Genomic DNA, 14,075 nt, shown 5'->3' with positions numbered 1-14,075 from the left:
TCCTATGGAAAATGTCTTCATTATTGATGGTATACGCACACCAATGGGCCGTTCCAAAGGCGGTGTATTTCGTCATGTAAGAGCAGAAGACCTCTCTGCACACCTGATGAATGCAATTTTTGAACGCAATCCCAATGCGAAAAAGAAAGAGTTGGATGACATTATTTGGGGATGTGTTCAGCAAACCTTAGAGCAAGGTTTTAACATCGCAAAAAATGCCGCTTTATTGACTGATATTCCTCATACAGTTCCTGCGGTCACGGTCAATCGCCTATGTGGTTCTTCGATGCAAGCCATTCATGACGCAAGCCGTTTCATTATGACTGGAGATGCACATTCCGTTTTGATTGGAGGTGTTGAGCATATGGGTCATGTTCCAATGACTCACGGTATTGATTTCAATCCAAAGCTCACATTACGCGTAGCAAAAGCCTCTGGAGCCATGGGTTTAACTGCCGAAATGCTCGCCAAAATGTATAAAATCAGTCGCGAAGAACAAGATGCCTTTGCATTGAGATCTCACCAACGCGCGGCAGCGGCAACTAAGAATGGTAAATTTAGCCGTGAAATCGTTCCGATTTCAGGACATGACGCTGATGGCAAACTTATTTCAATCAACTATGACGAAGTCATCCGTTTTGATGCCAATTTGGAAGGACTTGCTGCATTAAGACCCGCTTTCGACCCTGTCAGTGGTACCGTGACCGCAGGTAATTCGTCAGCACTGTCCGATGGTGCTTCAGCCATGCTACTTGCCAGTGAGTCTTATGCCAAACTGCATGGATTGAAACCTCGTGCAAAAATTCGCGCCATGGCCGTGGTTGGTTGCGATCCTTCAATCATGGGTTTTGGGCCAGTTCCTGCCACTGAATTAGCATTAAAGCGTGCGGGGCTGACGTTGAATGATATTGATATTATTGAACTTAATGAAGCTTTCGCGGCTCAGTCTATTGCTTGCCTAAAAGGGCTGCAAATTTCAGAAAGCCAAGTGGATCAGAAAGTGAATTTAAGTGGTGGAGCAATCGCTTTAGGGCACCCTCTCGGTTGCTCTGGCGCAAGGATCACAATTGCGTTACTTAATCAGTTAGAACAACATGATAAGCAGTTTGGTTTAGCTACAATGTGTATTGGATTTGGGCAAGGCATCGCCACAATTATCGAAAGAGTCTAATTCATTTTGCCGTTACATTGTCGTATCTTGCAATGTTCCCGCCTAGTCAGGGGCGGGATTTTTTTATCCACGAACCAGCTCAGTGAAATCAATCAATCAATCAACCAATCGACCAATCAACCAATCAACCAATCAACCAGAATATTGAATACAACTCAGTTCATCCCCTAAATAGTTCAGGTCACAGGTAGGCGGCAAGTAAAGCTATCCCTTGAGCATACTGGAGTATGTGATAGGGTAGCTTTATGAAGCTAACACCCCTGTGGCTTGAAATATGACGGGGATACTCAAATCACAAAAAGTCGAAGGCATCGCCGAACAACTGGGTGGACTTTGCCCCCCTCTCATTACAAAACCTATCCCGCGCAATCTTCGCCATCTCAAAACGACCCGCAATATAAATATCATGCCCAGATAAGTCACCGAAATCTTCTAGCACGGTACTCAAAACAGTTCCTGTTCTTCCACGCCAATTTTCATCCGGTTGCTCGACAACAGGGACCACTTTCAGATTAGGATAACGCTCACTAATAGCCTGCAATTCACCGAGGTCATACAAATGCTCTAACTGGCGACCGCCCCAATAGAAAGTAATATCCCGTTGAGGGTTTTCAGCCAAAGCAGCCAATAGAATAGAATGGGTATAAGAGAAGCCGGTACCGCCTGCGATCAAGATCATCGGGTTTTGGCTATTTTCGCGGAACCACGCTTTACCGTGAGGAATATCAATATCAATACGTTGCTGTTCTAAAATGCGATCCATCACCGCCATAGCGTATAAATTAAATTCCGACGCGCCAATATGCAGTTCGATAGATTGATTATTTTCGGGAGTAGAGGCCATAGAGAATGGTCGTTTGTCTCTTTCATCCATAACGACCATAAGATATTGACCCGCTTTAAAATGAAAAGGTCCGTCTGGCAACAAAATAACCCGATAAACTGTATCCGTGATAGATTCAACAGATGTGACTTTACAGCTCAAAGTTGCCATGATTTTCCTCTTACTTTTCAATAATATTTAACTGTTCCCAGATATCATCTACGCGGGATTTGACACTCTGCGTCATGACAATAGGGCGTCCCCATTCACGGTTGGTTTCTCCCGGCCATTTATTGGTCGCATCCATTCCCATTTTGGAACCAAGCCCAGAAATCGGTGATGCAAAATCGAGATAATCAATCGGCGTGTTTTCCATCATGACAGTATCACGAGCAGGATCCATACGTGTTGTGATGGCCCAAATAACATCTTTCCAATCACGAGCATTGATATCATCATCACAAACAATCACGAACTTCGTATACATAAATTGGCGCAGGTAAGACCAGACGCCCATCATTACTCTTTTTGCGTGTCCTGCATACTGTTTTTTCATGGTAACAACCGCCAGACGATAGGAACAACCTTCTGGTGGCAAATAGAAATCCACAATTTCAGGGAACTGCTTTTGCAAAATAGGCACTAAAACTTCGTTCAGCGCTTCCCCTAATACTGCAGGTTCATCTGGTGGACGGCCTGTATAGGTAGAGTGATAAATCGCATCGCGACGTTGAGTCACATGAGTCACAGTAAATACTGGGAAGTCATCAATCTCGTTATAATAACCAGTGTGGTCACCGTAAGGGCCTTCTGGTGCCATTTCGCCCGGTTCAATATATCCTTCAAGGATAATTTCCGCCCCTGCAGGAACCTCTAAGTCGTTAGAAATACACTTTACGACTTCCGTTTTATTGCCTCGGAGTAACCCAGCAAAAGCATATTCAGATAGCGTATCAGGAACTGGTGTCACTGCGCCTAAAATCGTTGCGGGGTCAGCACCTAGCGCCACAGCGACTGGGAATCGTTCACCTGGATGTGCCTGACACCACTCCTGGAAATCCAGCGCACCACCACGATGAGATAACCAACGCATAATAACTTTATTTTTGCCAAGGACTTGCTGGCGATAGATACCTAAATTTTGGCGTTCTTTATGGGGACCTTTAGTGACCGTTAAACCCCAAGTAATCAGTGGCGCAGCATCTTCCGGCCAGCAATGCATAACGGGGATCTTAGTCAGATCAACATCATCACCTGCCCAAATTTCTTCCTGACAAGGCGCTGAGCTTAAGCGTTTAGCTGGCATATTCAGCACTTGTTTGAATTTCGGCAACTTGTCCATTAAGTCACGAAAACCCTTAGGAGGATCCGGTTCTTTCAAGAAAGCGAGCAACTTACCCACATCATGTAAGGCTTTAATATCTTCTTGCCCCATTCCCATAGCAACGCGCTTGGTTGTACCAAACAAGTTACACAGAACGGGCATATTATAGCCTTTAGGGTTTTCGAATAGTAAGGCTGGTCCCCCTGCTCTTAGTGTACGATCTGCGATTTCAGTCATTTCCAAATAAGGGTCGACTTCCATCGTAATGCGTTTTAGTTCGCCTTGCTTTTCAAGCTGCGCGATGAAATCTCTAAGGTCACGGTATTTCATTATCTTCTTTTACTATTACAGGGGGAACCTCATTATAAGGTTCCCAGCCAAGGTTACAAGTTGCTGTTAAACATACTTAATAATCAATATCTTCAGATTAAGTATATCACTTTACTTGCAATCAAACGGAACATAATCCTTTAATGATACGGTATCAAATTGCTCAGGGAATGTTTTGTTGTGCTGAAACAGCTTGAAACCTTCATTTTTACCACTGAAGTAGCTTAATTCATTTCCTTTGATCTGTAATCCGCTACCTTCGCGTAACGCGACAACAACTTCATGAGGGTTAATAACACAGAATTCTTGTAAGCGCTCATCTCGTGTTTCACCCATATGCCCAGAAATATGCGCATCGATATAATGTGGGTTAATTTGCATTGGAAACAGCCCTAAAGACGGCATGATAACCGCATTGCTCACAGGCATATCATTCGTTGTACGAATACTTGGGGTCGCCACGTTACAACCCGCACTCCAACCAATGTAAGGTACACCGCGTTCACGTACTGCACGTTGGATAGCAACAATTAAGCCATTCTCATGCAAGCATTTGTTTAACCACCATGTATTACCGCCACTCACAAGAATACATTCTGCTTGTTCGATGGCTTCGACTGGGCTTTCAAAATGTTCAATCGAAGTTACCTTAATGCCTAAAGCATCGCTTAACTGCTCTGCACGCTCATCGTGAGAACCACGTAAAACAGCATAAGGCACTAATACTGCTGACTTAATCTGTTTACGTTCAATCATTTCGCTAATTCTTGGTAATGCGTAACTTAGCCATACAGGGTTGCCGGAAAGTTTGCCATTACTCAGTAAAAAGATATCCATGGTGTCTCCTACAAAAAGTGTATTAACTGCTATGTTTATTGTGTATCTAATTTCGTAACTATCGAATTAATCTATACTTGTGTAGATGAATAATATTGTGCAACTCATCATTAGTCACATTCTTATGCCTTAATTTGTTATCATGAGCATAAATTTGTTGGATGGGATCAAAAAATGGAAAAATGGTATTTGCTGTATTGCAAACGAGGGCAACTGGATAGAGCGGTTGAGCACTTAACTCGACAGCATGTGACTTGTATGACTCCAATGACTGAAATGGAGAAAGTCGTTCGAGGCAAGCGCACAGTTATTACTGAAGCGTTATTCCCCAATTACCTGTTTGTGAAATTCGACCATGAGCAAATTCATACAACCACCATCCAATCTACACGCGGTGTCAGCCACTTTATTCGCTTTGGCGCATTACCGGCTGAAGTTCCTGAAGAGATAATTGAACTCATACAACAAACGCCCGTCAGCCATACTCAATCACCGGATCTCCCCTCTCAGGGAGATAGTGTTGTCATTACTGAAGGTATTTTTGCCGGCGTTAAGGCCATCTTCAATGAACCAAATGGTGAGTCGCGCTCAATCCTCTTGCTTAACATCTTAAATACCACTGTCGCAAAAGTCATTGATAATACGCAATTTAGAAAAGAGTCTGAATAAGTTTTTCACGATATGTTTGCTTCAAACTGGCATAAAAAAAGCCCATCGATTGAATGGGCTTTTTATTTCACAATAACGTTGTCACCGTGATTATTCTTCAGGCTCTTCTTCGTCATCACCTCTACGTCGACCTTTGCCAACATAGAAATTAGACAGTAATACCCCAAGCTCAAACAGCAAATACATCGGTACTGCAAGTAGAGTTTGTGATAAAACATCTGGCGGAGTCAGGAACATCCCGACAATAAACGCACCCACTAAGATATATGGACGTTTACGTCTAAGTGATTCTGGAGTCGTTACGCCAGTCCAGCATAGTAAAATAATCGCAATTGGTACTTCAAACGCAGCCCCGAATGCCATGAACAATGTCATGACAAAACTGAGGTATTTGCTGATATCAGGTATAAAGTTAACACTTTCTGGTGTTGTTTTTACAAAAAAACCAAAAGCTAACGGGAATACCACAAAGTAAGCAAAAGCCATTCCTAAATAAAATAGGAAGCTACTTGATACCAGTAACGGCAGCATTAATCGACGTTCATGCTTATACAGCGCAGGCGCGATAAATGCCCAGACCTGGTACAAAATGACGGGTATCGAAACAAATACAGATACCATCATGGTTAGTTTAATCGGAGTAAAAAACGTCGATGCTACGTCTGTCGCACTCATTTGAGAACCAACAGGCAGCTTATCAATCAAAGGCGCAGCAACAAGGCGATAAATATCATTTGAAAAATAAGCGAGCGCCGCAAAGACGATTAATACCGTAATCAAACAGTTTAGTAGCCGCTTTCTTAGTTCAATCAGGTGGCTAATAAGTGGTTGAGCATCATTGACAGCCATGTGTTATTTTTCACTTTCTGTTTGATTGGAGTTTGTTACTTTAGCATCGAGTGGCTTAGAGTCTGTTGGTGTTGCTGAAGCAGGTTTTTCTTCAACAACGCCAGCCATCTTAGCAGCATACTCAGGATCAGGATCTGACTCTTGAGTTTGCGAAGAACTAGCATGGGATTCCTTTACCGCAGCATCGTAGTTTTCTGTGATCTCTTTTGCTTTGTTCAACTCAGATTGGACATCATTGGTTGTTGCCTGATAACCGCTTTGTAAAGACAAAGCAGCATGACGCAGGTCATCCATCGACTTTTTAAGTTCCGGAGAAAGAGTTTCCAAACCCGCCTTCTCTTCAACTTTTTTAAGAGTCTCTTGCAGTTCTTGCAATTTCAGTTCTTGTGATAGCTCATTCTGGACATTAGCAGCCATAGAGCGCATAGCACGAATCCAACCAGCAACAGTTCTCACTGCCACTGGTAGACGTTGGGGGCCTAATACCACAAGACCGATGATCGCAACTAGCAGTAGTTCACTAAAACCTATGTCAAACACGGTTTATCCCTGCTCTTTATTTTTGCTCTCAACTGGGCTGTCTTTTTTCTCAGGAGCCTGTTGTTCAGTGATGTTTTTCGGTGCAAAATCAGCATCTTGCTTCTCTTGCTCTGCTTTCGCTTTTGCAGCTTCATCATCGCTCATTGCTTTTTTGAAGCCCTTAAGTGATTCGCCCAGATCAGAACCTAAAGAACGTAATTTCTTGGTGCCGAAAATTAAAATGATAAGCAAAGCAATGATAATTAATTGCCAAGGACTACCGAAAGCAGCCATTGCAAAAGTTGATTCCATTGTTAATACCTCTATAGTTTTGGGATCAATTGTAACTAACTCTATTATATACAACCAACGCTAAATACGGAAATGATCACAGCCTTATAAACTTGTCGCAAAACAAAGTCTACTTAATTATCCTCTCCTTTACACCAACCTACAAGCCACGACAATGCACCTACAGCCATAAATGCTGCTGCAATTCGGGTTAAGTCAGAAATAAAGAATAAGCTACCACAAAGAATAAAGGTCGCCCCAATTCCTAATAGGTACTGTGATTTACGTTGTTTAGTGCGTTGGTGCTTTAACTCTTGTGTAAGCTGTTCAATATTGGACTGCAAGAAACGGTGCTGCTTTAATGCCCCATAGATCAAATCAGGGATTTCTGGCATTTTCTCTGCCCAATATGGCGCTTTTTCCTTTAACGCTTTGGTAATAGCCGGAATACCCACTTGGCTATGGATCCAATCCTCTAAGAATGGTTTTGCTGTTTTCCATAAATCCAACTGCGGGTATAACTGACGACCAAGACCTTCAACGTACAATAAGGTTTTCTGCAATAACACCAATTGCGGCTGAACTTCCATATTAAATCGACGAGCGGTATTGAACAGATTCAATAACACATGCCCAAATGAAATCTCAGCTAATGGCTTTTCAAAGATAGGCTCACAAACGGTGCGAATAGCAAACTCAAAATCTTCAACATTAGTATCTGGCGGAACCCAACCAGAATCCACATGCAATTCAGCGACTTTACGATAGTCACGATTAAAGAAGGCAATAAAGTTTTCAGCTAAATAGCGCTTATCTTCTTTGTTAAGCGAACCCACGATCCCACAATCAATACCAATGTAGAGCGGATCTTCTGGATGATCGTAACTAACAAAAATGTTGCCCGGGTGCATATCTGCGTGGAAGAAACTGTCACGAAATACTTGAGTAAAGAAGACTTTTACGCCCCGCTCTGCCAGCAATTTCATGTTCGTACCTTGCGCTTCTAATGCCTCAATATCCGAAACAGGAATACCGTAGATACGCTCCATGACCATCACGTTTTCACGGCAATAATCAGGGTAAACTTCTGGGATATACAGCATAGAGCTGTTTTCAAAGTTGCGTCGTAACTGGATAGCGTTAGCAGATTCGCGAAGAAGATTTAGCTCATCAATCAAGGTTTTCTCGTACTCGCGCACAACTTCTTTAGGACGTAAACGTCGTCCATCAGGAAGAAGAGGAACCCAATTGGCAATACGGTACATCAGCTTAATGTCCGCTTTGATGACAGGCAAAATATCAGGGCGAATAACTTTCAAAACAACATCTTTGCCATTTTCTTTCAATGTTGCAGTATGAACTTGGGCGATCGATGCAGAGGCAAGAGCCTGCTCATCAAAGTTATCAAACCACTGCTCTAATGGACCACCGAGTGACTCTTCAATATAACGACGGGCTAATTTACCATCGAAACTCGCCACTTTGTCTTGTAACAATGACAATTGATCAGCAATTGCAGGAGGGAATAAATCTCGGCGGGTCGAAAGCATTTGACCAAATTTTATCCAAACCGGTCCTAATTCTTGCAATGCTAAACGTAACCGTTCACCAAGATCTTTATCTTTGTGTTTATTTTTGATCCAGAAAAAACCTAACCGCCCGATTCTTAAAGGCAATGTCAGCTTAATTTTAGGGATCAGCTCATCTAGTCCATAAGAGAGAAATACCCGAATAATGAAGTAAAGACGTTTTATTTCACCGGGAGTCATTCTTCTCCTCCAACTGATTGAGTCGTTGTTCTAACTGACTCATTGAATTTGAAACCTGCTCAACTTCATCGCTAAAGTGCACTAATTCCAGCTGACTTGGTGCCATTTTCCACTCTTCCAGAATAATGTCTTTAACGTATGTTTTTTGACGACTAACTAATCGAGAAGCGAGGCAAGCTCCTTTACCCAACACTTTACTGATGCCTTCTGCCGCAATATCACCAATATAAGGCGATAAATAATGAGCTGGGTTCCAGATAGCTAAATCCAGTAATGAAGACCAGTGTTGAACAATTTGCATATCGCCTTCAATCACAATGTCGCCATTATTGATAAGTTGTGAAAGCTGCTGCTTATCTTTCAACTTAATCAACGTAAACAGTGACGTTTTGATAGTGCAATCTGCAGGTTCCTGCCATTCACTTAATACATCTACATGATTTTCAGCAAAAATAAGTGTCAGAGTTTTATTCAGCTCTTTAAGCTCAATCCCCATCACTTTACCTGCTAAACGCATTCTTGCAGGTTGCAGGACTTTTTCCTTGAACAACATATGGTTCAAGGAGGTTTCCATTAATGCCGTCATCAAGGAATATAAAACAGTATTAGGATTTTCAATATGCGCTGATGGTGCTTCCATCTTAGAATTTAAACCCTTTATGTAATGCAACAATACCACCGGTCATATTGTCATAAGAGACTTGCTCAAAACCTGCGTTTTCCATCATCCCTTTCAAGGTTTCTTGATTTGGGTGCATACGGATAGATTCAGCAAGGTAACGATAGCTTTCAGGATCATTCACAATAACTTGACCGATACGCGGTAAAATATGGAATGAGTAAGCATCGTAAGCTTTGTTCAGTGGTTCAAGAATTGGTTTAGAGAACTCAAGCACTAACAGGCGTCCACCCGGCTTCAATACACGGAACATGGAGCGTAATGCTTTATCTTTATCGGTGACGTTACGTAAACCAAAAGAGATGGTAATACAGTCAAAATAGTTATCAGGGAATGGCAACTCTTCTGCGTTAGCTTGTACGTAATTAACATTACCAACAATGCCTAAATCGCGCAGTTTCTCGCGTCCCATTTTTAACATTGAATCGTTAATATCTGCGAGAACCACTTCACCTTTTTCACCCACAAGGCGAGAGAATTTTGCAGTGAGGTCACCAGTTCCACCAGCAAGGTCAAGTACGCGTTGATTACGACGCACACCACTCGCTTCGATTGTGAAACGTTTCCAGATACGATGAATACCAAAAGACATTAAGTCATTCATCAGGTCATATTTAGAGGCTACAGAGTGAAAAACATTTGCTACTAGGCCAGCTTTTTCTTCTTTCTCTACAGTACGGAAACCAAAATCGATGGTTTCTTTTGTTGGTTCGGTCATTTCTATTATGCCTGTTAATCGTTCAAACTTTTTTGTGAAGTGTACCAGCCTTTGAGTGAAAACCCTATTATAACTCTAAGATTCCGCACAATTAGACTTGTCAGCCCGCTCAGCTAGCTGAGGGTCTATAGATTGCTTAACTTCCACACCTAACTCTTTAAAACTTTCCGCTTGAGCAAGCAAATTACCTCGGCCTTCAGCAAGGCGCTTCATTGCTGAAGAATAAGTGTGATTTGCTTTCTCTAAACTCGAGCCCAATACCTGCATATCATCAATAAATAAACGCAGCTTATCGTACATTTTAGCGGCTCTATCTGCGATTTCTTGAGCATTTTGCTCTTGCCGTTCATAGCGCCATAAATTATTAATGGTACGCACTGCCACCAGCAAGGTGGATGGGCAAACCAACATGATATTCAGTTTTAATCCTTCATCAAGTAGTTCAGGCGCTTCTTTTAATGCTAATAAATACGCAGGCTCAATCGGAATAAACATGAGCACATAATCTAAAGAGCGAACTCCCGGTAATTGATGGTAGTCCTTGCGACTGAGCATTTTCATATGGTTACGAATGGAAGCCACATGCTCTTTTATGCCTTGCTGCTGCTGTTCTGGGTCATCACTATTAAAATAGTGTTCATAAGCCACCAGCGACATTTTCGCATCGACCACCACATCCTTGCCTTCAGGAAGATGGATAATCACATCGGGTTGGTATCGGCTATTGAAGCCGGTGTTGATACTCACCTGAGTTTCAAATTCACTGCCTTTTCGCAGCCCTGAAACTTCTAAAATCCGCGTTAAAATCGTTTCCCCCCAGTTCCCTTGGATTTTGTTATCTCCTTTTAGGGCTCGAGTTAAGTTGACCGCTTCTTTGGTCATTTGATTATTTAACTGCTGTAATTGGCGGATTTCATAAGTGAGTGTATGGCGCTCTTTGGCTTCTTCGCCATAGCTTTGCTGCACCTGTTGGCGAAACCCTTCAAGTTGCTCACGAAACGGTGACAGCATAGCCATTAAATTTTTCTGATGTTGTTCGGATGCTCGACGTTCGTTCTGCTCAAAAATACGATTAGCTAGATTTTCGAACTGAGCCGTAAGGCGCTGCTCGCTATTTTGTAAAATCCGTTGTTTTTCTTCATTGGCAAGTTGCGTCTGTTCAAAGCGGGTCATCACTTCCCGCAGCTCTGCTTCTTGTTCGCGGTTAATATCTCGCTGTGTACGTAGCTCCTGATCGAGCCTGTCACATTCCTCTTTCCACAGCGCTAAATGCACATTTTTTTCATCACTCGCCGCCAATTGGCGGTATACCTCTTGTAGCTCTCGTTCTTTTCCCGCTATTTTTTGGACAATAGAAAACCAGACCGCTAAACCGCCGACCAAAATGCCACTTAAGGCGCCAATAATTGCATATAAAAGAGAGGTATCCACGAATCAATCCTTACTTTTTAAAATCTAGAGTAAGGTAATGGGATACTGTATAAGTGTCCAGAGGTAAATCTCCCAACGGCTACTTTTTGCGAGCGGCTTCGCAGCTTATCCCATCCAGCTCGCAAACCAACGTAAACCAAGCGCACCGGGGGCTAAAATACCAAATGCCCAAATCATCGCAGAGGCTAAGTTAGCGACTTGGAAATGTCGTTGCCGCATTTCACAAATCCCTGCAACAAGCGGTACCACCGCGCGTAATGGTCCAAAGAATCGACCGAAGAATATTCCCCAAACGCCCCACTTCTCAAAGAATCGATGTCCTTTGTCGATCATTTCAGGATTGCGGGAAATTGGCCACATTTCACGAACTTTTTCTTTATAGTGAAAACCAAACCAATAAGAGACCCAATCCCCAAAAAATGCACCTAATGCAGCGGCTAACCAAATCGGGAAAAAGGCAATTTCACTTTCACCAATCAATGCGCCCAGACCAAGTAAAATAACGGTCGCAGGGAGTAATAACGATAAAAACGCGAGGGATTCACCAAACGCAAGAATGAAAACAATAGGGATCGCCCACACTTCATGAGCGCGAGTAAATTCTGTAATGACCGTGACAATTTCATTAATACTCAAGGGCGAATTCCTACAGTTTAAGATTGATTTGTTAACTATAAGTCGACTAAGTAACTATTATTCAGCTAAGTAAACATATTATAGTTCTTGGAAGTAAATAAAGTTGCAACAAAACTGACGCGTTGCAACTTCAATTCCGCAGAGGTTTATTCGAGGAAGTAACTTTGAAGTACACCGCGCTGAGCGTTATCTAAACCAAAGTCTTTTTCTAGCCAGTTATCCACGCTTCCATAGTTATTTTCTATGCTTTTCAATGCAGTTTGTAAAAACTCTTCACGAACAGAAAATACATACTCGAATTTTTTCACCACATTTTCACTCATGGTCTTGGAAAATTCTTCGAGTAAATGGTTACGAAATGGCGCTAACGTCTCGTTCGTTAAAAGGTAATCATCCATCACAGTATTCACATCTGCGCCCAGCGCAAACAGCACGAGAGCCGAGCCAACCCCTGTCCGGTCTTTACCCACAGCACAGTGTTGCACAAGCCCACCTTTTTCTGGCTGCTTCAACATGTTCACTAATTGGTGATAAGCGGCATTGTTCAACGGAAGCAACTCATAGAGGCGGAACATAAAGGCTTGAGGATCAAACTGTTCCAGCACTTCAGGAGTGAGTTTATCAAGGTTTGCACTCACTTCTTTTGCCAGCGGGTTTGCAGGGGCATGCACATAATGAGCACCACTCCACACCACATCTGGTTTATCTAAAATTTCAGCTTCATCGCGATAATCGATAATTTGGAAAAGGTTTTGTGACTGTAAGACTTTTTCATCATCTTGGGTTAAGCGGTCGAGCGCCCCAGAACGAAATAAAACACCGGGCTTTATTTTTCCGCCATTGGACAGTTTTTTTCCCCCTAAATCACGAAAGTTAATTCCACCGGTTAAAGGCAGCACAGAGGGGTGAAGGTAAGGTTTGGTTGACATACGTTTTCCCTTTTTAGCTCTGTCATTGCTCAAACTAAAAATAAACGAAATCATCAATTACTTGTAATTTGAGTAACTTAAGAGGCTTCTATTAATTGTTTTAAATGACAATAACAGATTCATAGATGAAGGGAATAAGAAAAACGCGAGAAAATAAATTTAGCGCTGATCATTTAGAGATACAAGAATATTTAAGATACATGGGTATAAGGATGATAACTGAACCCGTTTACCGAAAATCCACAACCGAGTGAAATCAGTAAACGGGTCAGCTAATTAGGATTACAGCAGGCGGCGAGCAGCTTCGACAACGATGCTCAGAACATTACCTTCTGTTTTTTTCAGTAGCGCTTCATTTGGAATTTCTTGCTGAGTACGGTTTACGATAACCCCAGCCACCATACCCGCACGCAGGCCTTGGCTTGCACACATAGTTAACAGTGTTGCTGATTCCATTTCATAGTTCATCACGCCCATGTCTTGCCACTCTTTCATTGAGCCTCTGAAATGGCGCATTACGCGACCTGTGTAGGTGTCGTAACGTTCTTGACCTGGGTAGAAGGTATCGGAAGATGCGGTAATACCGACGTGTACGGTTGCACCCGCTTCTGTCGCCGCAGCATACAGCGCATTAGTACAAGTGAAGTCAGCGACTGCTGGGAATTCCAGTGGTGCAAAGTGCTGGCTTGCGCCATCTAAACGAACAGCACCTGTGGTGACAAGTACATCACCCACATTGATGTTTTCTTGGATTGCACCTGTTGTACCAATACGTAAGAAAGTACGGATACCTAACTGAGCCAGTTCTTCAACTGCGATAGAGGTTGATGGACCACCAATACCGGTTGAGCAGACAATCACAGCTTTGCCATCAAGCTCGCCACGCCATGAGGTGAATTCGCGTAATGAAGCCAGATGTACAGGGTTGTCCATCAGACGTGCAATTTTTTCAACACGGTTAGGATCCCCAGGAACAATAGCAACGGTTGCACCCTGTAAGTCACTCTTTTTTAAACCTAAGTGGAAAACGTCAGACATATCAAACTCCTTTACACAATGGCATCATTGAATTAGTACATTATTGTCAATATAGCGCTTAG

At 42.6% G+C, this 14,075-nt stretch carries 15 protein-coding genes; 2 read left to right on the top strand and 13 right to left on the bottom strand.

Annotated features, from left to right (window positions below; genetic code table 11):
• Positions 1 to 4: 4 nt before the first annotated feature.
• Positions 5 to 1,171 (top strand): acetyl-CoA C-acyltransferase FadA, encoded by a 1,167-nt coding sequence (gene fadA, locus M5X66_RS02700; RefSeq protein ID WP_270103857.1) that lies wholly within the window; start codon positions 5 to 7, stop codon positions 1,169 to 1,171.
• 292 nt (positions 1,172 to 1,463) lie between these two features.
• Here fadA and fre read toward each other — a convergent pair whose 3' ends face one another.
• The 3 genes from fre to pepE all read right to left on the bottom strand — a co-directional run bounded on the left by fre (position 1,464) and on the right by pepE (position 4,485).
• Complete coding sequence (fre, locus tag M5X66_RS02695) at positions 1,464 to 2,165, bottom strand: NAD(P)H-flavin reductase (protein WP_036954929.1); 702 nt, start codon at positions 2,163 to 2,165, stop codon at positions 1,464 to 1,466.
• Between the two features lie 10 nt (positions 2,166 to 2,175).
• Positions 2,176 to 3,648 (bottom strand): 4-hydroxy-3-polyprenylbenzoate decarboxylase, encoded by a 1,473-nt coding sequence (gene ubiD, locus M5X66_RS02690; protein WP_006658346.1) that lies wholly within the window; start codon positions 3,646 to 3,648, stop codon positions 2,176 to 2,178.
• A gap of 111 nt (positions 3,649 to 3,759) precedes the next feature.
• The gene (gene pepE, locus M5X66_RS02685; RefSeq protein ID WP_036954932.1) at positions 3,760 to 4,485 is read right to left on the bottom strand and encodes a dipeptidase PepE; all 726 of its coding nucleotides are present in this window, start codon (positions 4,483 to 4,485) and stop codon (positions 3,760 to 3,762) included.
• A gap of 174 nt (positions 4,486 to 4,659) precedes the next feature.
• Here pepE and rfaH point away from each other — a divergent pair, with 174 nt between their 5' ends.
• Entirely contained in the window at positions 4,660 to 5,154 is a 495-nt protein-coding gene (rfaH, locus tag M5X66_RS02680) for a transcription/translation regulatory transformer protein RfaH (protein ID WP_036954935.1), read from the top strand.
• A 90-nt stretch (positions 5,155 to 5,244) separates the two neighbouring features.
• Here rfaH and tatC read toward each other — a convergent pair whose 3' ends face one another.
• The 10 genes from tatC to udp form a co-directional block, all read right to left on the bottom strand.
• On the bottom strand, positions 5,245 to 6,003 hold the full coding sequence (tatC, locus tag M5X66_RS02675; protein ID WP_154609723.1) for a Sec-independent protein translocase subunit TatC: 759 nt from the start codon (positions 6,001 to 6,003) through the stop codon (positions 5,245 to 5,247).
• Between the two features lie 3 nt (positions 6,004 to 6,006).
• Positions 6,007 to 6,543, bottom strand: coding sequence for a Sec-independent protein translocase protein TatB (gene tatB, locus M5X66_RS02670; RefSeq protein WP_270103856.1), 537 nt, complete (start codon positions 6,541 to 6,543; stop codon positions 6,007 to 6,009).
• Between the two features lie 3 nt (positions 6,544 to 6,546).
• The gene (gene tatA, locus M5X66_RS02665; RefSeq protein ID WP_036954943.1) at positions 6,547 to 6,834 is read right to left on the bottom strand and encodes a twin-arginine translocase TatA/TatE family subunit; all 288 of its coding nucleotides are present in this window, start codon (positions 6,832 to 6,834) and stop codon (positions 6,547 to 6,549) included.
• Between the two features lie 113 nt (positions 6,835 to 6,947).
• On the bottom strand, positions 6,948 to 8,582 hold the full coding sequence (gene ubiB / locus M5X66_RS02660; RefSeq protein ID WP_036954945.1) for a ubiquinone biosynthesis regulatory protein kinase UbiB: 1,635 nt from the start codon (positions 8,580 to 8,582) through the stop codon (positions 6,948 to 6,950).
• Positions 8,569 to 9,222 (bottom strand): ubiquinone biosynthesis accessory factor UbiJ, encoded by a 654-nt coding sequence (locus M5X66_RS02655; protein ID WP_036954948.1) that lies wholly within the window; start codon positions 9,220 to 9,222, stop codon positions 8,569 to 8,571. Before M5X66_RS02655 ends, ubiB begins: the two co-directional genes overlap by 14 nt.
• A gap of 1 nt (position 9,223) precedes the next feature.
• A complete protein-coding gene (ubiE, locus tag M5X66_RS02650) occupies positions 9,224 to 9,979 on the bottom strand; it encodes a bifunctional demethylmenaquinone methyltransferase/2-methoxy-6-polyprenyl-1,4-benzoquinol methylase UbiE (RefSeq protein ID WP_036954951.1) in 756 nt (251 codons plus the stop codon).
• Positions 9,980 to 10,054: 75 nt separating this feature from the next.
• Entirely contained in the window at positions 10,055 to 11,410 is a 1,356-nt protein-coding gene (gene rmuC / locus M5X66_RS02645; RefSeq protein ID WP_051422791.1) for a DNA recombination protein RmuC, read from the bottom strand.
• 105 nt (positions 11,411 to 11,515) lie between these two features.
• The gene (locus M5X66_RS02640) at positions 11,516 to 12,046 is read right to left on the bottom strand and encodes a DedA family protein (protein ID WP_036954954.1); all 531 of its coding nucleotides are present in this window, start codon (positions 12,044 to 12,046) and stop codon (positions 11,516 to 11,518) included.
• 146 nt (positions 12,047 to 12,192) lie between these two features.
• Positions 12,193 to 12,975 carry a tyrosine-protein phosphatase gene (locus M5X66_RS02635; protein ID WP_036954957.1) on the bottom strand — a complete coding sequence of 261 codons (783 nt, stop codon included), beginning with the start codon at positions 12,973 to 12,975 and terminating at the stop codon, positions 12,193 to 12,195.
• A gap of 282 nt (positions 12,976 to 13,257) precedes the next feature.
• Positions 13,258 to 14,013 carry a uridine phosphorylase gene (gene udp, locus M5X66_RS02630; RefSeq protein WP_006658334.1) on the bottom strand — a complete coding sequence of 252 codons (756 nt, stop codon included), beginning with the start codon at positions 14,011 to 14,013 and terminating at the stop codon, positions 13,258 to 13,260.
• Positions 14,014 to 14,075: the final 62 nt, after the last annotated feature.

The sequence above is a fragment of the Providencia sp. PROV188 genome (assembly GCF_027595165.1).
Lineage (GTDB): Bacteria > Pseudomonadota > Gammaproteobacteria > Enterobacterales > Enterobacteriaceae > Providencia > Providencia lanzhouensis.
Note: the sequence above shows the minus strand (reverse complement) of the source record. Positions and strands in the feature narration are given on the sequence as shown.